Below are 21,180 nucleotides of genomic sequence, written 5' to 3' on the forward strand. Positions count from 1 at the left end.
GTTCGGCCGGGCACGACGGGTTCGGGTTGGCGCGGCACTGCCTTTCGAGACTGCTGAACGACGGCTTCCGCCGCTGCCCCGGCCGATGGACGAATACTCGTCGGCTTGAGCGGGAACCAGCGATTCTCGTGGTTCATCGGTCCCCCGATCCAACATCAGCCCCGCTCTCGCACAATATCCGAACGAGTTGCACTCGGCGGCAATGTGATACGGATGGTTGACAACCTGTGATCTTGATTCATAGTGAGGTCGGCAACTGTCAGCATCGAGGCTGGTGGAGGAGCCCTTCTTGTTGCCGAGCCAAAAGAGGTATGACACAGTCGATCCCAGCGTGTCCGGTGCAGGCGCGGTGTCAGGGCTCCGCTCGTCACCGAACACCGTCACCGGTCGAACGCTGAGCTCGCAGACTCGAAGGGGAATTCCATGTCGGGTAACAAGGTTGGTGTCACCCCGGACAACGTGCGGCAGGCCGGCAACTCGGCGGGCGACCTGGCGGATCGACTGGCGCGCATCGCCAAGTCCGCGGAGGCCGCGGTGTCGGCTGGTTCCGGCGCATGGGGCGACGACAAGTTCGGGTCGAAGTTCGCCGACGGCGACAACGGATTCGCCAAGGGCTCGACCAACACCGTCGACAGCACGTCCAGCCTGTCCGAGTCGTTCGAGACGCTCAGCACCGGATTCGATACCACTGCCGACCGACTGACCGCGATGGAACAGGCCAACGCCGACCGGTTCAGGGTGTAGTAGTCGGGGAGGGATCCAAGTGGTCAGAGAGCACGGGGAAGCTGAAGCCGCCTCCATCGTGGAGGAATTCGCCGGGCAGATGCGCGCCATCGCCGAGGCGTCGCACAAGCGCGCGCAACTCACGGCGACGGGAACGGCCTCCAGCGGCCGGGTGGTGGTCACTGTGAACGCCGACATGATCGTCATCGCCACCCGCTTCTCCTCCGCGATCGACGATCTCACCTCCGATGAGATCGCCAAGGCCGTCACCACGGCCGCCCAGAACGCGGCGGCCGAAATGGGCCGCAAGGCAGCCGATTTGATGAAGCCGCTTACCGATCAACGGGCTAGGATGCCGAAGCTTTCGGACCTGTTCGAGGGCATGCCGGATCTGATTACCGAGGCGCCACTGACAACGCCCGCCTCGCTGGCGGCGCCGAACTCGCGCGAGCGGCTGGCGGCAACCGCCGAACCTGCCCCCGAGTTCGACGGCGCGTTGGACTACGAAGCGTGGCAATCCACCAAGTCCGGGGGCGCCACCGACCGCGAGTGGTGAGCCTGCACCGCAAAGTCACATCCCGTTCATGTTGAGTTCAGTTGCAATGCTGTGGCACAGTCGGTCTCGCCGACATCAGTCGTGACCAATGGTCGGGCGGCAGGGACACAGGGGAACTCATGGACAATCCGAGTTGGATGCGCCACCGGTGATGTCGCGCAGCACTTTCCGTTCTGTTGACGGCTGAGGTGTCCGATGGCGCTGGAGTTTCCGTCCTGGCTGGAATGGCTCGAATGGGTCGTCGGCTCCGACTGGCCGCACGGCAACGAAGATCTGATGTGGCAGATGGGTCGCGATCTGCAAACCGTCGCTGACGAAGCGGACTTCCTGCTCGGTGACATCGATAAGCTGCTCGGCGATGTGCGCAAGGCATACCCGGAAGGCACCGGCGGCGAGCAGATCCTGACCTGGCTGCAACCGCTTCGGGACGGCACCGGGCCCGAAAAAAACGGCTCCGTGCAGGAACTCGCCGAGCACTACCAGCAGCTCGCCACGTCGGCCGACGCCATGGGCGATCAGTTGCAGTCCGCGAAACTCAATTTCTACATCGCGGGCGGCTGGCTGGTCGCCGAGCTTGCGTGGGCCGCGTTCGGCGGCCCCTTCGCCCCCGCCCTGCACGCGGCGGCGCTCGCCACCGGCCGAGTCGTCTTCCGAGCCCTGGGCGGCGCGTTCCTCAAGCGCATTCTCGCGAACATCGCTCGGCGCATCACCTCCCCCCTGCTGCGCAGGATCTCGCCGAAGCTGATCTACGAGATCGTGCAGGAATCGCTCGAGGAGACGCTGCAGGGAACGTCGCAGGAACTACTGGTCCAGTACATTCAGAAGAAGTCCGGCCATATCGACGAGTACAACTGGGACGCGGTCAAGGACAACGCCAAGATCTCCGCCATAGCGGGCGCCGCGGGGGGCGCCGCCGGGTTCGGCGGCAGCAAGTTGTTCCCGACCAATATGGGCGGCTTCAAAGGCGCATTCAACGGGGCGCTCACCGGCGCGGGCGCCGGCGCCGTCGGCGCGGGAGCGGCCTGGCTCGGCGGCGGCCTCGTCACCGGTGAGCTGGGTGAGTTCGATCCGCGCTCACTGACCGGCGGTGCACTGTCCGGTGCGGGGCCCAGCGCCATTCACGGGGCGCGGGGGCTGTCGCCGGACGCGGGTCCGGTGCGTGCTCCCGGCACCGACCCCACCACGACGCCGAGCACGAACACCCCGGGTACAACGCCCGGGACCAATCCGAGTTCGACTAGTCCCGCCGGTACGAACGGCGCGAACAGCCCGGGGTCCGGCCAGAACGGCGCGAACAACAACGGCGCCAACCAGAACGGCGCCAACCAGAACGGGGCGAACTCCAACGGCGCCAACCAAAACGGCGCGACCAACGGAGAGGACGGCGGATCGAACCAGCCCGCCAACTCCGGCGACACCAACGGGAAGGGCTCCGATACCTCCGGCGCCAATCAGCAGGGCGGCGAATCTCCCTCGAACAACGGCGAGTCCGCGCCGTCGAACGGCAAGGAGTCCGGTGACACCGACGGGCGCGGCGACGGACCGGACGCGGACACCAACGATGATGGCGCCGTACCCAGCAACGATTCGAATACCGAGTCCGACAGCACGACCGCGAGCGATAGCAAAGCTGACAGCACAACCGCCACGGACGGCAAGCCGGACACCGCAACCGCCACGGACGGTCAGACCGACGCGGATACCAGGTCCGAGACGAAGGGCGAGACGCGAAGCGAAGCGGACACGAAGGCCGATCAGACCGGTCGGGCGCTGAACGACATTTCCTCGCAACCTGATACGACGACATCGCCCGACACGGCTGCCACGACGAACCAGCACGCGACGGCCACGACGAACACCACGGCCAACGTGTCGCCGAACACCACGGCACCGAATACCACCGCGCCCAACACCAGTGCACCCAGCACCGCGACGAGCACGACGTCCACCACGACGACACCCACCTCGAGCAACTCGGCAACCGCTCCCAACTCCGCCGATACCCGCGCCGCAAATCCTGGCGACCCCGCCAGGTCCGCGCCCGCCCCCCGGGCCGACGTAGCGGGCCCCCGTGCTGTCGACGCACCGGCCACGACCACCCGTGCGTCTATCGGCGACGCTACATTCGCGCACCCCGGCGCGGGCATCTCGATCCAGGCGGCACAGACCGGCGTGGAAGCCACTTCCAAACCTGATCAGCACACCGAACACCAAGGGCCGCAACTCAACCCGGACACAGAGCAGGCCGTTCCCGTCCCGGTTCCGGTGCCGGTACTGCCCGTCGGCGTCGACCCGACCAGATCCAACGACCCCGGCACCCGCAACGAGGACCAGCGGGAAATGGCCCAGAACTACAAGTCGAACTCCCGCATGCCCGGCGGGCAGATCAGCTTCGGCGAACTATCGCCCAAGGCCAAGCAACTGGTCAACGCACTGGCGCAGAACGAACATATCCCGATCCGCGCGGGTGAGGTCTCGGTCTCGCACCTCGCCGAACTGCAGCAGTTCTCCGGTGTCGAACACGCCATCGTGCAGAACAGGAACGGCGACCTGCGTCTGTTCCGCGGCAAGGAAACCACCAGCTCCATCCCGCTCGACCTGCGTGGCGAATACATGTTCGTCGTCCACACGCATCCCGAAGATCGCACGCCCGGGCCTCCGTCCGAAGCCGAGCGCCGGCTCGGCCACAACACGGACAGCATGTGGAAGGATTTGGACAACAAGCGTTCTCCCCACACCGAAGTTGTGGTGAGCCGCGACGGCCAGGTGCGATTCTTCAACAACGAGGGCCTGCTCGACGTCCCACCCGGCCAGGTTCCCGCCGGCGGTCCGATCAACGATCGCGGCTACGTGGTCCCTGTCCAGAATCTGGGCGGTCCGAACACGGACTCCCCCTCGACACGCAATATGTCCGAGGGGCCGAACCCGAATCAGAACCCCGACTCGGATCCAGAGAATCATCGCGACATCAGCCAGGATCCCGAACCTGAACCGCCGGAACGAGATCCGGAGCAGGATCCACCCATCCAAGAGCCGGATTCCTCGGATCGGCCCGAGCAGAGTCCGGCGCAGTCGCAACCGAAGCAGGCTCAGCCCGAACAGGAACCGGCTCAACCCGAACAGCGGACTGCCGAAGATCAGGCGGGCGACGTTCCGGTGGCGACCGAGCTCGACCCGCCCGCTTCTGATCTGGAACGGAACATCGAGTCCGAGTACGGCATCCCGGTTGAGAACCAGCGCAAGATCCAGGGCTACGCGGACGAGCACAACCTGCAGATGTTCGTCCGGCCTACGAATCCCGACGCCGTTCCGCACCTGAAGAACGGCGCGATGCCCAAGCCGATGTCCGTCAAGGACAAGACGATCAACGACCTGGACATCGAGCTGGGGGCACCGTCCGATGCCAAAGGATTGGTCGGCAGGTTCGCACCCGGTCAACTCTCGATGCCCGACACCACGGGCCGAACCGAGCAGGAGATCGCGGACCTGCAGAAGCGACTGGCGGACCGGGAGAAGGACTTTCACGCCTATCGCGAGTACATGCAGGGCTACCTGGACGCGGGCAAGTTCCAGGTGCGTGATGACGGTGTTCTCGAAGCCCTCGTCGATGGCGAGGCCGTCCCCGTCACCGGTGATCATGACCTCTTCGACATCCGGCACGGGGACGGAACTCGGCTCACGCCCGAGGAACTCGCGGCGCACGAAGACAGACTCAAGGATCTCGGCGCGGGCATCATGCACGGGCCGCACGTCTACTGGAACCCCGACACCGAGTTCCAGCGGCAACGAAACTTCGAGCCCATTGTCGACAATCACCAGGAGAATCCTGGCAATCCCAAGGCCGAGCCACTGATCCGATTCGAGCCGAATCAGGAACCCGCGGTCGTCTGGGCAGACAAGGATCTCGCGGCCATCGACCGCGAGATGACACCGTGGCACCTGGAAACCGATCTGCGGAAACTGCAGCAGCACAGCCTCGACGCACTGGACCGGCAACAGTCTCCCGCGCAGCCGCAGACAGCGGTTCCCGATACCGACGCCGATCAGCCGAACGAGACCAGCACCACCGACCCCCGGCAACGGGTCGAGCAGGATATCGACCGGCTGCGCGACCTGGCTCGCGACCTGGCCAATCATCCCGACTTCGACCACGACGCCTACCGCGCGTGGCTCAACGACGAACTCACCACCCCGACCGAAACCGGTACACCCGCACACAAGATCGCCACGATCAAGCTCGAAGCTCTCGCCGGGACCGATCCCGCCGAGATCCTCGGTAAGGTCGAGGCATTGGACCATCCGGCACCGCAGCAGGACACCGTCACCGGACCCGCGCAACCGGCACCCCCGGATACCACAGGAGCGGACCCGGACGCCAAAGACGACGGTGAACAGGGCGATGACACCCCACCCGACTCCGGCGCGGAACCGGTCGGCCCCGAGGGACCGGAGAACGGTCCGAACCAACCGGCGGCGAACGAGACCGCGGACCAGGAACCAGCGGACACCACCACCGCGACGACGTCGGGGATCGACACCACAACCGAGCAACCGGCCGCGCCGGAGCCCGACTTCGGCCCGGACGACTCGACACCTGATCAGGACACGAACCCCGATCAGCCGCAACAGCTCACACCCCATCTGAGTGCCCGGTTCGAACAGGTGCGCGCGCTGGCCACCGACATCGCCACGGCCATGCGCGACCCGGGCCGCGCGACCGAAGTTCCCGTCAAGCAGCGGCAATTGACCGATCTGCTCACCCAGCTCGGTCTCGACACGCAGGATCCGTCGGGCACACCGTGGAACCTGCTCAACCAGCATCAGCCTGCGCTGGCGCTGTACCTGGACCAGAATCTCGACACACTGGCACCTCGATCCGCCTTGCCCACAACAACTTCCGGCACACCCGACGCGACTTCTCCGCTGCCGCAGCAGAGCCCCGACCAGCAAACGACAACCGAGCCCGCCACTACTGGCACGGCACACAGTGGGCCGACCCCGACCACCCCGATTCCCGACAACACCGCGCCACCGGCCTCCGATCCGATCGGTGACACCGAGATCGAGTCCAAATACGGAATACCTGTCGAGAACCAGGGCAAGATCCAGCGGTACGCCAACGGGCACAACCTGCGTTTCGACGTCCGTCCGACCAACCCCGACGCGGTCCGGCACCTGAAAAACGGCGCCATGCCCAAACCGATGTCGATCAAGGACAAGACGATCAACGATCTCGACATCAAACTGGGTGCGCGTGCAGAGGACAAGGGCCTGGTAGGCCGTTTCGCGCCCGGCACGCTCGCCATGCCGGACACCACCGGCATGACCGAGCAGGAGATCGCGGCCCTGGCGAAGCGGCTCGCCGACCGCGAAGGCGACTACGGCAAGTACCAGAAGAACATGCGGAAGTACATCGAGGAAGGCAAGTTCCAGGTCAACGAACACGGTGTGCTGGAAGCCTTGGTCGACGGCGTGCCCGTGCCCGTCACCGGTGATCATGACCTCTTCGATCTTCGGCACGCCGATGGAACACGCCTCAGCCCAGCGGAACTCGCTTTCCACGAGAAGGAGCTGAGCAAGCTCGACGCCGGCATCATGCACGGCCCGCACGTCTACTGGAACCCCGAACCCGACCAGCGCATCCGCAACTTCGAGCCCATCATCAAGGACCACCGGTTCGATCCGGGCAACCCCGACGCCGAACCGCTCATCAGGTTCGAACCGCATCAGGATCCGCGGGTCACCTGGTCCGACCGCGACGTTCACGCCATCGACCGGGACATGACGCCGTGGCACCTGGAATCCGATCTGGCCGGAATCGATCCCACCCGATCCGAGACTGCCCCGGCGGACATCGACGAACTACGCCGACTAGCCAACGATCTGGCCGCCGCACCGGATTTCGACCACCCCGCATACCGTTCTCTGCTGGAGGGCAACCCGGCAACACCGGATGTGGAGGGCAGCCCGGCCCACAAGATGGCCACGATCGCTCTCGAAGCCCGCAACGGCACCGATCCCGCGGACATCGTCCGCATGGTGCAGGACCTCGACCCCGCCATCCGAACCACGCAAGAACCCGACGCCTTCCACGGTGAGCCGACCGACGCGGGTCACTCTTTCCACACCGACCCCGATTACGCGGACCTTGCGCATCGAGTTCCGAACGATCCCGACTACACGACCGTCGATGCTCACATCGATCAGGCCGGCAACATCCGAATCGGCGACCGGGTCATGACTCCCGAACAGTTCGCCGACCTGCTTCGTGAATCCGGGTGGGATGGGCGTACTCCCATCCGCCTGATCGGCTGCGACGCCGCCACGAACGGCTTCGCCACGCGCCTCGCCCAGGCCTTGGGCGTCGATGTGCTGGCGCCCACCGCGCCGGCCTGGACGGATCCCGACGGAAATGTCTACACCAGTTCCGCCGAGATCGGCCCCGACGGACAACGCAGGCCCCGCATCCCACCGGACGGCGAATGGCAGACGCATCACCCGGACGGGACCAGCACCAGAGCCGGCGAGGACGGCTTCGTTCCGGGCACCCGAGACGAGGCCGAACAGCACCTCGACCCGGAGGGAGCGCGGGATCGCGGGGACGATCCCGACGCGGGCAATCCGCAACCGCCCACTGAGGCCGAGAAGAAGCAGCGCCGCGACGCGCTGCCCAGCCAGTACTACCTGTACCGCGGCATCGAAGCGCGACTGCGCGCCGGTGAGGACGGCCCGCCGCTGCGCTGGGACCCGGCGGCGGACAACGGGAAGGGCGATTGGGTCGAGCGGGAAGGCACGCTCGTGCCCACACCGGACACACCGGACCATCTGACGCCCGTGGAGAAGTTCCTGCGGTACATCTACGAAGGGGCTCGGCCTTCCTTCTCCGCGTCCACGAAGTACGCCGTCTATCGCAATACGGAAATGAACGAAGACGGAACGTACAAGTGTGCTGTATCGGGAGGAGACATTCCCGTCGTAACCGACGCCAACGGCAAGCCGCAATTCTTCGAAATGGTAAATGGTCAGCGTGCGGCGACCACACCGCCCGACTGGTTCACGAACAGCACCGATCCATCCGACCCGCCTCATCAGAAATTCACGATCCCCGAACCGAAAGTGGCCCATATGGGCCATATGGAGGGCTACGAATACTGGCGGCAGCGCATGTACGCGCTCTATCACACCTCCACGATCGAGCAATTCGAGCGAGTGTACGACGATCCCGGTCACTATCGGCTCGAGTTGAAGGAAGAGAACGAGGCACACGGGCATGAGTCCAACGAACCCGGATACGGCAAATACCCTGCGCTGTACGAAAAGCTGTTTCCGGATGACGAACTGGACGGCATCCCGATGGCGCCCGCGAACGAGGATGACATCGTCAAGGGAACGCCGAAACCTGGCGACCCGCGCCAATGATAGCCTCGGATAGCATGATTCGAAGACCTCTTTCCCGCCGCTGACATCTGTTCGACAGAAGGAAGAAATCGACGCCATGACCGAAGACGCGAGATTCCCCGGCCTGCTCGAGCATATTGAGCAGCGACTCGGCCCCGTCCAGCGCGTAGAATCGGCGAAGACGGCCGCGGGAAATCGTGGATACGATTTGACCTTCTACGAGAACGACCAGCCTCCGGTCACCACCGTTGTCACCAACGGGCTTCGTTTCCAGGCCATCACCTCGATGCTGCCAGAGGAGATCATGTGCTCCCTGCGCTCGGACCAGCAGCACATCGCGATGTATCTGGTGGATTCGATGGCCTCGCTGATACTGAAGAACAAGCAGGGCATGGAGTACGGATCGGTATTCGAAAACAGCAAGCCGCTGATCGAGGGGACCAAGATCACGGCCCTGGTGGGGCATACCAACCTGATCCACGATGTGGGCTTCAACCTTTTCCCTGGCCATGACGCCCCGAAGCTGCAGCTCATCACCATGGTGCCAATCACGGGCTACGAGGTCGATTTCATCAAAGAGGAGGGCCCGGACATGTTGTTCGAGGTGTTCCGGGACAACCGCACGAACATCCTTGACGTGCAACGCGAGTCCGCTGTTTAGGCCAAGGAGAGCGACGATGCGTTTGGCGCCGGTGTACGACGGGCGAGATGCGCGCGGGCGGCCGTTCGCGAAGCGGGACGCGGTAGCACCGGAGGTTGTGAACGATCTGCTCGAATACCTGGAGTCGGCGCCGCTTGTCTTGGCCGCGCGCAGCTTCGGGGCAGACGAGTTCGTACCCGCGGATGTGGATGTGCCGCTGACGTTCCGAACCGACGGGGTGTGGATCTGGGGCGGGGTGGTCGCGCACTATCTGCGTAAACACGGATTGCCACCGGCGCCCGAGCTGGTGTCCCACATCGTGAGCCGCAACTTCGAGGTGGGTACGGTCGACGAGGCGGCGAAGAAATCGGCGGTACAAATGGTCACCGGCGGCGGGTGAGCTGTCGGGACTCGGACGACGATTCAGAACGAGAGGGTCACGAATGTTCCACGAGCGCTACAGCTGTCACTTCTGCGGGCGTTTCGTGCTGGAGGTCGAAGGCTGGGCGGAGTCGACTCAGCCATATCACCAGATCCTCGCGCCGTGGGACGACGAGGCGACCTTCTTCGGCGGTGCTTCATACCATTTGGCCTGTCTGCGATCCTTCGATCGGCACGCGGAGGTCCGCAGGGAATTTCTCGCTTGGATCACCGTTACTCGAGACACCATCAGCCTGATGGGAACGGACGGGTTGCAACACGAGTCGACCCGCACCGGACTGGGTTTCACCGAACGCGTCGCGGTCCTCGCCAGCGGCGAGATCTACGAGAGTCCGCGGTTCGATCGCTGGGTATTCGTGGAGTCGGCCGGACCGTTTCACATACTCGATCTCGAGCGGGCGGAAACACTGGGCCGCGGTGAGCGACTGCGTGGAAACGACGGGGTCCATTCGCAGCTCTTGCCAGCGGATCCCGGCAAGAGGATCGAAAAGTGGGATCTCCCGGCACTTCTCGACTTCCTGCAGATCCGCGATCTCTACCAGGGTCTGCTCGACGACTACGCCCCCAACTACAGGTTCTTCGAGGGCGGGCACAGCCGTGCGGGCTACGTCGCGGACTACTCCCTCTCGGCTTACATTCCGCTTCCGGACGACGTGACCACCTTCTTCGCCGGGTACCTTCGGGACTACGTACCGAAGCGACTGGAAGACGCTTGATGACTGGCCCCGAGAACCCGGAGCTGTCGACGAACGAGCTTCGGGATGCACTGGTGGAGCAGGCCCGCAGCATCGGATTGACCGGCACCGCCGACCGGCTGGCCGCCAACCCGGACCTGTTGCCGCCACCGTCGACGATGCCCTTGATCGTCGATACCGACATCGGTGGCGACCCGGACGATGCGGTGGCCCTCGCGGTCGCGGCGGGGCTGCCCGAGTTGGCGCTGGTGATCACCAGCGACGAACATGGCGATCGGCGTGCGCGATTCGCCCGGCACCTGCTGGATGCATTGGGCCGGCCCGAGGTTCCGGTTGTCGCGGGAATCGACCTCGGCAACGAAAAGTATTGGGCTGCCGACGGACTCACACCGATCGATACTCCTGACCAGTCGCGGGATGTGATCGGCGCGGTTCGCGGAGTGCTCGACCGGGCCGAGGGCAAGGTGCGCTGGCTGGGCATCGGACCGCCGTCGAACCTCGCGAACGTCCTGACCGAGATTCCCGAATCACTTCCGCGCCTGGTGGTTACCCAGATGGGCGGGGCCATGCAATATCGACACGATGACCGGGCCGAGCACAATATCCGGCTCGATGTCGCTGCCGCGCGCACGGTTTTGGCCGCCGGACCGCAGATGTGGATCGTGCCGTCCGATGTCACGTTCCACGCCGAGAACGAAATCACTTCCCGGTCACCGGAGTACGAGTTGCTGGCGGGAGCCGGGGGTCCGTGGACGCTGATTCAAGCGCATATGGATCAGTGGTTCGCAAACTTCCACCCCGGGACGATGCAGCACGACGCACTGGCCTTGGCGCAGGCGATGCTGTTGCCGTTCCTGCGTTTCGGGCGGACCGGTGTCGGGTTGGACGACATCGGCCGCATGACCCCGGGCGAACACACCGTGTTCCTCGTGCACAGGGCCAATTACACGGCGTTCCGTACGTGGTTGCAGAAGCGGCTCACGCAGGGGATCGCCGCAGGATCGGATGCACGCCGGTCACTGAAGCCCGTCGGGATCTACCGCGAGATGTATAGCAAAGTGCGCGAGGAGCTGCCCTCGTTGCGCGATTCACAAACCACGGAAGTCATCGACGACCGCGATCTCGTTGTCCGCTATATGGATTCGGCGACAGTCGTCTTCGATGTCATGGGACCGTCTCCCGACCTCATCGACGGCAATCGCTCCGTCCACGCGGGCCCGTCCCTCGTCACCGACGGTGAGTGGGTCTGGCGCCTCGACTCGGTGCACTATCTGCGCGAGTACCCGATGGAGATCCCCGAGGAGTTCCTGCGGCGGGTGCGATCGCTCGACTATCGCCCGGCGGCCTTCACCCTCACCCACGAGATCGCGGATGCCGCGATCGAGGCCTACTTCTGATCTGCCGTAGGAGGATTCGATGAGCTTGCCACCCTGGCTGGAACCTGCGGTTCCCGATGCCGAACGTGCCCGGGACGAGCGGACCGCCGCTCGGATGGGCATCACTGTCGAGGAGCTGCACGCGATCGACCGGCAGGTCGCCGAGGACGTGCGGGCTCGCGACGCGCTGCCGCCCGAGGATCGGATCCTCGACGACAACCCGAAGTTCAACAAGGGGTTCGGCCCGGTGAATACGGAGAATACGATCGCGCCGGGCGAACTGCGCGCGCACTACAGGTTGCCGCTCCCACCCCCGCGCGAGGGGTGAGATCGGCTATCGGCTGATCAGCGACCGGATCGCCGGTCCCGGGTCGAATGCCCGATCATCCCCACGCCGACTGCGAGCACGGCCAGCAGCGCCGCGGCCGTCAGCAGCCATTCGCCGAGCACGAACATCTCGGTGAAGCGCCAACTGCCGACGAGTTCGGAGGACGCCTCCAGGACCGCCGTGGCCGTCACACCGATCAGTGCTCCGGTCGACAGGAGCATGCCGTGGCGATGGGCGGGGCCCGGGGTGACCGTGAGCAGGATGCCCATCGCGGCGGCGGGGAGGGCCACGAGGAGCAGGGCGATGTCTGGGCTTTGGAACAACGTGTGGGGGGCTACGCCGAAGAAGGCGAAGTAGCCTGCGTCGCCTCGGTTCTCGCGGCCGAGGAAGGGGGTGACGGCCGTCAGCAGGGCCGCGGCGGTGAGTAGCGCGCCGGTGGTTCGGTTCGATCGACCGGCGTGCGACGCGGGCGAGGGGTGGGGGGTGGAGAGCGCCGATTCGGCCAGTGAGAGGGCCAGGGCGGCCAGGGCCAGCGTTGCCGCGCCGACCAGGAACCAGCCGCCCGCGCCGAGCACGAAATCCGTGTATGCCTGGGATTGGTACTCGGCCATGTCGATGATCGCGGCCAGGTTGACGCCGAAGTTCAGGCCCGCGGCGAGCGCGGCGAGCGGCCGTACCCAGGCGCGGGAAGCGTTGCGGAGCAGGAGAACACCCGAGACGCCGGCCAACACGATCGACATCACGAAAGCCACGGCCAGCAGGTGGGTCGCCGAGCCGGTGCGGCCGGACATACTCTCGGTTTCGACCTGCCAGGCGTACCAGCGTTGCAGGCCGAAGGGAGGCAGCCAGACGCTGACGATCGGCAGGATCGACGCGCCGATGCCGAGCATCGCGCCGGCGAGGAGCAGGCCACCGGTCACCTTGCCGAGAATGGTCCCCAGCTGCGAGGTGGCGTCCGCTCCACGATGATCGGCAGAGTGTCGGGCGGGCGGTGTCGGGGAGCCGTATGAAAAGGTTTGCCGCACACCATCCTGGGACGCTGAGCGGACATCGCCGGCAGGAGCCGGGCCGCGCCCGGGCAAGGACTCCCCCGCCGGATCAGCGTTCCGGCCGGGAAGTGCCGCCCCCGTGGGAGCAGCGCCCAAGCTCGGAGCAGCGCCTCCTGCCCGAATGCCGACCGGTTCCGTAAGCGACTGCGGCTCCCGAGCGACAGCCTGCCCAGCGAGCGCCTGCGCGGCCGCGACGGCGAACTCCGTGCACGTTGGATAGCGATCCTCGCGCCGTTTGGCTGTGGCGCGGGCGAGAACGCGATCGAGCTGCGGGGGCGTATCGCGGCGAAAGACGCTCAGTCGGGGCATCGACCGGTTCAGGTGGCCCGCCGCCACCTCGCCCGGGTTCTCCGATACGAACGGCGGGCGTCCGGTCAGCAGGGTGAAAAGTGTGCAGCCCAGGGCGTATTGGTCCGCGCGGTGGTCTACCGGCGCACCGGTCAACTGCTCGGGCGAAGCGAAAGCCATGGTGGCGGTGAAGGTTCCGGTCGAGGTGAGTTGCAGGTTCGAGTCGACCAGGCGAGCTATGCCGAAATCGGTGAGTACCGCGCGTTCCTCGTGACCGGGTTCCGGTGTCGCGAGGAGGATGTTCGCGGGTTTCACATCGCGGTGCAGCACGCCGCGGCTGTGTGCGAAGTCCAGGGCGGCAGCGGTTTCGGTGATGATCCGGACCGCACGGTGGGGCGAGACCTCCCGGGGCATCAGCTGCGCCGCGTCGGTGCCGCGGATGTACTGCATCGCGATCCACAGCTGTTCGTTGTGCATGCCGCGGTCGTGCAGGCCGACTATTCCCGGATGATTCAGCCGGGCAATGGCATTGGCCTCCTGCTCGAATCTCGACCGTAGCCGGGGGTCGGCGGACACCTCGTTCGCCAGCAATTTCAAGGCCACCTGGCCCGGCATGCGCGGATGTCTGGCCAGATAGACCAACCCCGTACCGCCGCGGCCGAGCACGCCGTCGAGCGTGAATTCCGCGAATGACTGACCCACCCCGAGCTTAACCATTTGGGCTCCCCTCCCAACAATCCCTACCAGGTCAGGAGCATACCCAGGTCGGCAAGCGCATTCTTGTCAGCGTCCGCCCGCACACTTCTGGCTGTCCCGGCGCACGCATTCCTGTCTGTCCCGGCGGGTACCTTCCTGACTGCTCCCGCGCGCGCACTCCCGCCTGTCCTGGAGCACCTATTCCTGGCCGCGTCGTCCCCGACAATTCTGTCCGGCCCGGCGTGCCCACACCTGTGTACTTCGCAAGGTCGCCCGCTTCGAAACACCGTTCGGGACATCAAGAGCCAACCGCACACGCGCTGCAACGGACCATCGCACCCGAACCATCGACACGAAAGCAATTGGGTGTCAGCTGTTTACCCGACGCACGGACAGCCGGATGACCCGACCCGAATCCTCAGGACTGAACGGCGCGCGTGCTCGTCGACCCCGCCGCGCCGACCACAGCCACGCCGGTGTTGCCCAGCTCGCCCACGACGTCGTCACCGTGCTCGCTGGTGACCATCTGCGTGCGCACGTCGTCGCCGCCCTCGGACTCGTCCAGGCCTGCACGTCCGCCCATACCGGCACCCATCATGCCCATCGGCGGCATCATGCCCGTGCCGCCCGGGCCGGCGACCCGTGCCACGGCGGGCGCGTCGGCGGCGACGCCGGGGGCTACCGGCGGGGCCGCGGCGGTGCGCGGGGTCAGGGACTGCGCCACCGGGGAGGTCGAGCCGACGAGCGCGCCGATCGGCATTCCGCCGCCACCCCCGCCGAGGGTCGCGACGCTGTCGATCGGGTCGGCGACGGGTGCGGCATCCTCGGTGATCTCGACCGGCTGCGCGATGTCCTGCAGCTTCTGTACCGCTTCCGCGCCGGTGGTCGCCACGCTCGCCAGCGGCGAGATCAGGCTGAGCAGCTGGGTGACCTGCGACAGCGCGTCCACACCGCCGGGGGCCTCGGTGACCTTGACCTTCTCCCCCGCGGTCGTCATCTGCGCGCTCTGCACGGTCAGTTCGGCCTTGGTCTTGGCGACCACCGCGGATGCCTCGGCGGCGGACTCGGTCGCCATGGACAGCAGGAAGACCTGTCCGGGCGGGGTCACCAGGAAGGGGGCCGAGGCGGTCACCGCGGCGAGGAACTTGGCGATGATGGCCGAGATGGAGGCCGCGCCGGTGGCCACCGTGGTCGAGGCGTTCACCAGAATCGTCTTCTGCTGCACGTTCTGGCCCGCCAGCTCGGTCGTATTCGTCTGCGCGGCAGCGGCTTTGTCGGTCGCGCCGGTTGCTCCGGAGCCCTGCCAGGAACTGGCGAGCTGGGCGACGGTGGACGCCAGCGACATCGCGGTCTGCAGCGCGCTGGAGATCCCGTCAAGCACCGCGGTGGGATCCACGTTCAGGCCCTGGCCGAGCTGGCCGGTGCCGAAGGACGACGCCAGATCGGTGAGCGGCCTGGTCAGCACCGACAGATCCAGGGTGGGCAGCGGCGGCAGCTCGAAAGCTATGGGGGCCGCGGGCAATTGCGGCAGGTTCGGCAGGCCCAGACCACTCAGGATGTCGTTGATCGGGAGGTCCAGGTTCGCGCCGAGCGCGGTGCCGGACAGCACTTGCGACTGCGCCCCCGCCATCGCGCCGGGTGCGCCCGACTCGACCGATCCCGAGGCCGCCGGCGTGGTCATAGGTCGTGTGACAGCGAGAGGAAGTCGACGCTGGAGTGATCCTCGACCGTCTCGTACGAGGCCGCGGCCTCGTGCGCGGTGACCGCGGTGCCGGCGAAGACGGCGGCGAGTTCGGCGGTGGACGAATAGTGATTGCCCTGTGCGCCCACGAAACTCAGCAGGAACTCCTGGCCGATGAGACCGAACACCGGGATCACCGAGGCGAGCAGGGCGGCCTGGTCCACGGTGGCCGCGCCGGCGACGGCCGAGGCCATGGCGGCCGAGGCGTCCCCGTAACCGCGAATCGCGTCGGGCGTGGCAACGAGGTTGGTCATAGGTCCCCCATCAGGAAGATCAATTCGATTTGAACTATACAGAGCGAGGATTCACCCGGCATAGCGAGCGATGCCCCAATTCCTGGGGTGGTGCGGTGAACATCAGGTGCCGTACGAGTGCCCCGCTGTTCATGTAATCAAACTGCGGTACAGCGGTTTTCATTCCGTCAGATGGGTCGCAGCCAGCTGTCGGGCTCGGTGTCGTACTCCTGTTCTTCGACGTACTCCTGCCTGGTCACCTCCTCGATCGTGGGCAGCCCGGACAGCGCCAGCATCTCCGGGGCCAGGCCGGCGGCCTGCAGTTGCGCGCGGCGCTCCAGACCGGCACGAGCGGCGGACTGCGCGCACAGGCGCAGGATCTCACCGGCCAATTGATCGGGGTCACCGCGCAATTGGTCGCGCTCGACCTCGAGGCCGACCGGCAACCCCTGCTCGGTGGTGGTCACCACGACCGAACCCGTCCGTGAGGACATGGTGAAGTGCGTCGGGAAGGTGTCCTCGATCGTCACCGTGAATCCTCCTGTGCTGTGCTCATTCGTCCGCCATGGCCAGGACGACTTCGGCGATATGAGATTGCAGGGTCGAGACCATGCGCCTGCGGTCGGCGGGCGCGGCGACGGACGGGTATCCGGTGATGACGTAGCGGCCGTCGTCGACCACGTCGCGCCATTCAAGCTGGTGGCGAGTAATGCCGCGCGGGCCGAAGCGCGAATGTCCCTGCACCACTTCCATGGTGCCGCGGCTGGTCGCCGGCGCGGCGAGGAAGTCCGCGGCCCGGTCGATCACCCCGCCCTCCAGGGTTTCGTGCGCCGGGGACATACCGAAGGCGTAATCGAACTGCTCGACGTGTTCGGGCCGGGCGAGCACGATGTCGCGGCCGCGACTGGCCGCGGTGTCCGGCAGCAGGGCAACCAGCTCTTCGGCCAGGCGAGCGGCCGGAAACTCCTTCGCGGTGAATCCGCCACTGTGCCGGTAGGTTTCGCCGGGCAGCTGGGTGAGCACGTAGCCGAGCTCGCCGTATCGCACGCCCAGTCCCCGCACGCTGCCCGCACCGGATTCGATGTCGCGTGGATCCCAGCCGTGCACCCGTACCAGCAGGTCCGGGTTGCGCAGGGCGTAGGTCAGCTCGGGCAGATCCTCCAGCTCGGACTCGCGGTCGCGCAGTGATTCTCGGGCGCGGGCCAGATTCTCCAGGTGGTCGTCCCACCACTCGGTGCGACTCGTGAACATCAGCGGGTGCGGCAGAAACTCCTCGCCGAGGTCCGCCCAGAGCGCAACGAATTCGAGATCGCTGAAGGTCCAGGTTCGATCCACCGAATCAGCCCTCTACCACCGGCTTGGCTACGACCGGCGGTGCACCCATGGCGCTTTCGAGGTGTTCGAGGTTGTCCAGGTAATCCGGGCGTTTGTGGTCCTTGCCCTGACCGCCGGCGCCCTGCGCGCCACCCATGCCGCCCATCGGCATACCGCCCATGCCGCCGGCCATCGCGCCGCCGGCGATTCCGGCTCGTACGGCGCTGGAAGTCGTTTCAGCGGTAGGCGTCGCCACGGCTGCACGCGGGAAGAGCTTGGTCTGCTGGACATCTCGCGCCGGGGCGGTCGCGGGTCCGCCGCCGCCACCTCCACCACCACCACCGCCGCCCTTCAGATCGTTCAGCATGGTGCTGAGGCCCGGCAGTCCGGCCAGGGTTGTGGCCGGGTCCTGCTTGGTCTCCTGGGTCGTGAGCGATTCCAAGCCCTGCGTGCCCTGCTCCAGCGCGCTCGTCAGCTGTGACAGGCCGTCCTGGCTGGAGGATCCGTTTTGATCCTGGCCGCCGTTCTGGTTCTGGCCGCCGCCTTGATCCTGGCCGTTCTGCCCCGGCTGCTGATTACCTGGATCCTGCTGTCCCGGAGGCTGGTTCGAGTCGGGATTCTTGCCGTCCGGGTTCTTGCCGTCGGGATTCTTGTCCTGGGTGTTCTTGTCCGGCCACTTGAAGGTGCTGTCACTCAGCACGTTGCCGGTCGTACCCCCGGGGCCGGTGGCCGTTGTCGTGGGACCGGTCAGGGTAGGCGCATCCGAGTCCGGCGAGCCGAGTTTGGGGATCGCGACACTGGCCTTCGCCATGCCCGGGATGTACCAGTTGGTGAATCCCGCTACGGCACGATCGACCGCATTCCGCTCTGCCTGAGTATTCGTCTTGGCGATATCCCATTCCACAGGCAGGGCGTTCTTGGTGTTCTGCAGCCAGCCCGAGATGAAGGTCAAGGTGTTGCCCATGAGATGCAGATCGGTGGTCAAGTCGTCGGCCTGCTCTTTGAAGCGGCCCGCGGCGAGGATCGCACCTCGAGCGCCGGCCCCCTTCCACTGCTCGTTCTTCTCCATCGCCGCCAGTTGATCTTTCAGCGTCTTGAAGTCCTGAGCGATCGACTTGGCGATCCAGTGCCAGTCGCCGGCGCGATCCGCGACCAGCTGAGCGTTGATGCCACTGCGGACATCGACGAACCACCAGATGCTTTTACTGCCGATGTCCTCCACGCCGATCGCATCGGTGTAGTGCGCGTTGTCACCCTTGGCGGCCTTCTTGACGGGGTCGAATCCGTTCTTGCTGTTGTCGACGACCAGATTCGCGTTGGACTCCTGCCATTCGGGAATCGGGGTTTTGCCGTTGAGAACGATGGGCGGGGCGTCTTTGTAGTCCCGATCCGCGGCTGCGGTCTGCAGCGACCGGAAGTGCGCGACGGACTCCTCTTTCTGAGCGTCGTACAGCTGGCCTGCGGTCACCAAGGTGTCGCCCATGGCATTGACCAGCGCGATGTACTGGGTCAGAACCTCGGTCAGGCGTCCGCCCTGGGTGTCGAATCGGCCCGCGAGCTTGGTCGCGGACCCGAGCTGGGCGTTGTCGCTGAAACCCTTGTGCGAATCCACCAGAGCGTCGACCAGGCCCCGCATGCGCTCGAGCGAGTACACGCAGTCGGCCGCGGCGTCGGCCGCCTTCTTGGCCGCGCCGTCGTCCAGTGTCAGCCCGCCCTGGTGCGCTCGCTTGGAAAGATCGTCCCAGTCGCCCACGTCATCAGCTCCTCACTCACCAACGCCTTAAGATAGGTCCCTCGCGGCGAGACCTCTACTCCACTACGCCCGCGAGCAGGAGCTGGTAGTTCGCTGAATCCAGATCTGCTGCGGCACCGAATATCTCGGCGAGCAGTTCCCGCGTGACGCGGCCCCCTTCGGCTGCGGCTACCAAAGCTACTGCGGCAGCGCGCTGTTCGGCGGTCGGGTCATCCGCGAGCAGGCCACTGATCACGCTCGCGGCGCTGTCGGCGGTCCAGATACCCGGGACCGCCGCCGCGAGTTCCCTTGCCGCGGGCGACTCCCCGCGATACCAGCTGTCTTGATCCCACCAGTAGCAGAACGAAAGCAGGCCGGCTCCGGCCCGAGTGTTCAAGACCGGATTGGCAACCCACTCCGGTGCGCCGTCGTACAGCCGCGGGAGCGCGGAATGGCCGTTGTAGGCGGCGTGCAACTGCGGCGCGTTCCACACGCCACCCGACAGCACCGCGCGGCCGCCGGGGAGTTGGTAGAGCGAAGCGCCGGAACGGCGGGAGCCCTCGAACCAGGCGAAGGAGGGCAGGACTCGGGGACCGCGCTCGGAGCCGACCGCAACGAAGGCGGCCGCGATGGCGGCCCAGCGCGCCCAGAGCAGCGGGAAATCCGGGAAGTCGTCTCGCGAACGGATCGGCCGCGCACCGGTGGTGGCGTCCACGCGCGACATTTCGGCTGCGTCGCGCGGCGGGCGCGACTGGCGATTGCCGTGGCGCAGGTAGGCGGCGAGCCAGGTCGGCAGCTCGGCCCGCGGGTAGGCCTCCAGGTCGGCCAAATACGCTTGGGGAGCGAAGAGTTGGTCGTCCGGGAACGGCTCGTCGCCGTAGTCGTGGTCGACGGTGAGTTCACCGGCGGCGGTGAGCACCAGCTCCAGGCGCCACCAGGGATCGCCGAGTTGGGCGGCCACACCGCGATGGGCCTCGACCATGGCCAAAGCCTGTGGTGAGGGCAGGATCTGAGCCTGGCGCTGCTGGGTGTCGGCGAAGACGACCCTGGAGACCTGGCCCGCCACGGTGACCGCGAAGGCAGCGGTGAGGGTGTCCCAGCCCGTCGGGGCCTCGGCGATGAGGTCCTGCGCGATGCGGTGGGCGAGCCTGCGGGCGCGTTCGGCGAGGTCGGGTTCGGGCTCGGGTTCCGGCGGGGTGAGGCTGAAGCCGATGTCGGGAGTGGGATCGGCCGGGGTGCTGGAGGATTCGGGATCGGAGTCCGACGACGCTGTGCCGGGGTGATCCGCGGACTCGGAATCCGCTGCGGAGCCGAGCGATTCGGAATCCGCGGAGATCCGAGGTTCCGCGGGAGTGTGCACCGACGGCGCAGGCGGTTCGGCGGACGAGTCCGAAACGGAGAAGCCCCGGTCCAGATTCGCTGACTCGCCGAGATCCGTTGTGGCGCTGTGATCAGCGTGATTCGCGGCCGTGGCCGGTGCGTTGAACTCGGTGAAATCCGGTGCCGCGTCGGTGGACTGCTGCCGCGTCGCGCGGGCTTCGGCGGGTTCGTAGGACATCGTCACGTAGTCGTCTCCTGGGCGGGCACTTCGAGACGGCGGGCATCCCGAGCTGCGGGGAAGGCGCGGCGGTCAGCGCTGATTGCGGGCCGCGCGCTCGGCGAGTTTGCGATCGAACTCCGCGCGCCGGGCGACGGCGTTGCTGCCATCCAGCTGGCCGGCGAACGCGGCGCGGGCGGCGTCGACGAGTTCGGGCGCGATGTTCGGCGCGGCCCGGGCGATGGCCCAGAGCGCGTTCTCGGTCTGCTCGTCGAGCCCGGTCTCGGTACGCACCCCGCGCCCGGCCGACACCTCGCTGAGCACGGAGTCGAAGTTGCGCCGCAACTGCTCCTCGCTGGGGCGGGCACTGCGCACGTTCGTCTCCTTCGCTATCGAATCAACTGTCAGCATCACATATCCGAGCCGACCGTGT

At 66.3% G+C, this 21,180-nt stretch carries 16 protein-coding genes; 8 read left to right on the forward strand and 8 right to left on the reverse strand.

What is annotated here, in order from left to right; all coding sequences use genetic code 11:
• The first annotated feature begins 423 nt into the window (after positions 1-423).
• The 8 genes from ACFVBH_RS29200 (at position 424) to ACFVBH_RS29235 (ending at position 12,157) form a co-directional block, all read left to right on the forward strand.
• Complete coding sequence (locus ACFVBH_RS29200) at positions 424-744, forward strand: hypothetical protein (RefSeq protein WP_379006437.1); 321 nt, start codon at positions 424-426, stop codon at positions 742-744.
• Between the two features lie 19 nt (positions 745-763).
• Positions 764-1,279, forward strand: a complete 516-nt coding sequence (locus ACFVBH_RS29205; protein WP_379006440.1) for a YbaB/EbfC family nucleoid-associated protein — start codon at positions 764-766, stop codon at positions 1,277-1,279.
• A gap of 195 nt (positions 1,280-1,474) precedes the next feature.
• The gene (locus ACFVBH_RS29210; RefSeq protein WP_379006442.1) at positions 1,475-8,698 is read left to right on the forward strand and encodes a GH-E family nuclease; all 7,224 of its coding nucleotides are present in this window, start codon (positions 1,475-1,477) and stop codon (positions 8,696-8,698) included.
• A 76-nt stretch (positions 8,699-8,774) separates the two neighbouring features.
• Positions 8,775-9,338: a suppressor of fused domain protein gene (locus tag ACFVBH_RS29215; RefSeq protein WP_379006446.1), complete on the forward strand. Its 564-nt coding sequence runs from the start codon at positions 8,775-8,777 to the stop codon at positions 9,336-9,338.
• A gap of 16 nt (positions 9,339-9,354) precedes the next feature.
• Positions 9,355-9,717, forward strand: a complete 363-nt coding sequence (locus ACFVBH_RS29220) for a hypothetical protein (RefSeq protein ID WP_379006448.1) — start codon at positions 9,355-9,357, stop codon at positions 9,715-9,717.
• A gap of 43 nt (positions 9,718-9,760) precedes the next feature.
• On the forward strand, positions 9,761-10,474 hold the full coding sequence (locus ACFVBH_RS29225) for a hypothetical protein (RefSeq protein ID WP_379006450.1): 714 nt from the start codon (positions 9,761-9,763) through the stop codon (positions 10,472-10,474).
• 77 nt (positions 10,475-10,551) lie between these two features.
• Positions 10,552-11,850, forward strand: coding sequence for a nucleoside hydrolase (locus ACFVBH_RS29230; protein ID WP_379006453.1), 1,299 nt, complete (start codon positions 10,552-10,554; stop codon positions 11,848-11,850).
• A gap of 19 nt (positions 11,851-11,869) precedes the next feature.
• Positions 11,870-12,157 carry a hypothetical protein gene (locus ACFVBH_RS29235; protein WP_379006457.1) on the forward strand — a complete coding sequence of 96 codons (288 nt, stop codon included), beginning with the start codon at positions 11,870-11,872 and terminating at the stop codon, positions 12,155-12,157.
• Between the two features lie 17 nt (positions 12,158-12,174).
• Here the strand turns inward: ACFVBH_RS29235 and ACFVBH_RS29240 are convergent, their stop codons facing one another.
• The 8 genes from ACFVBH_RS29240 to ACFVBH_RS29275 form a co-directional block, all read right to left on the reverse strand.
• Positions 12,175-14,211, reverse strand: a complete 2,037-nt coding sequence (locus tag ACFVBH_RS29240; protein WP_379006460.1) for a serine/threonine-protein kinase — start codon at positions 14,209-14,211, stop codon at positions 12,175-12,177.
• A gap of 397 nt (positions 14,212-14,608) precedes the next feature.
• Positions 14,609-15,871 carry a hypothetical protein gene (locus ACFVBH_RS29245; RefSeq protein ID WP_379006462.1) on the reverse strand — a complete coding sequence of 421 codons (1,263 nt, stop codon included), beginning with the start codon at positions 15,869-15,871 and terminating at the stop codon, positions 14,609-14,611.
• Entirely contained in the window at positions 15,868-16,185 is a 318-nt protein-coding gene (locus ACFVBH_RS29250; protein WP_354986124.1) for a type VII secretion target, read from the reverse strand. The genes ACFVBH_RS29245 and ACFVBH_RS29250 overlap by 4 nt, the downstream gene beginning before the upstream one ends.
• Positions 16,186-16,352: 167 nt before the next feature.
• Positions 16,353-16,694, reverse strand: a complete 342-nt coding sequence (locus ACFVBH_RS29255; RefSeq protein ID WP_354986125.1) for a hypothetical protein — start codon at positions 16,692-16,694, stop codon at positions 16,353-16,355.
• A gap of 22 nt (positions 16,695-16,716) precedes the next feature.
• Entirely contained in the window at positions 16,717-17,499 is a 783-nt protein-coding gene (locus tag ACFVBH_RS29260; RefSeq protein WP_379006466.1) for an ESX secretion-associated protein EspG, read from the reverse strand.
• A 4-nt stretch (positions 17,500-17,503) separates the two neighbouring features.
• On the reverse strand, positions 17,504-19,231 hold the full coding sequence (locus ACFVBH_RS29265) for a hypothetical protein (RefSeq protein WP_379006468.1): 1,728 nt from the start codon (positions 19,229-19,231) through the stop codon (positions 17,504-17,506).
• A gap of 55 nt (positions 19,232-19,286) precedes the next feature.
• The gene (locus tag ACFVBH_RS29270; protein ID WP_379006470.1) at positions 19,287-20,774 is read right to left on the reverse strand and encodes a hypothetical protein; all 1,488 of its coding nucleotides are present in this window, start codon (positions 20,772-20,774) and stop codon (positions 19,287-19,289) included.
• A gap of 66 nt (positions 20,775-20,840) precedes the next feature.
• On the reverse strand, positions 20,841-21,122 hold the full coding sequence (locus ACFVBH_RS29275; RefSeq protein ID WP_354986128.1) for a hypothetical protein: 282 nt from the start codon (positions 21,120-21,122) through the stop codon (positions 20,841-20,843).
• Positions 21,123-21,180 lie beyond the last annotated feature (58 nt).

The organism is Nocardia sp. NPDC057668 (assembly GCF_042799795.1).
GTDB lineage: Bacteria > Actinomycetota > Actinomycetes > Mycobacteriales > Mycobacteriaceae > Nocardia.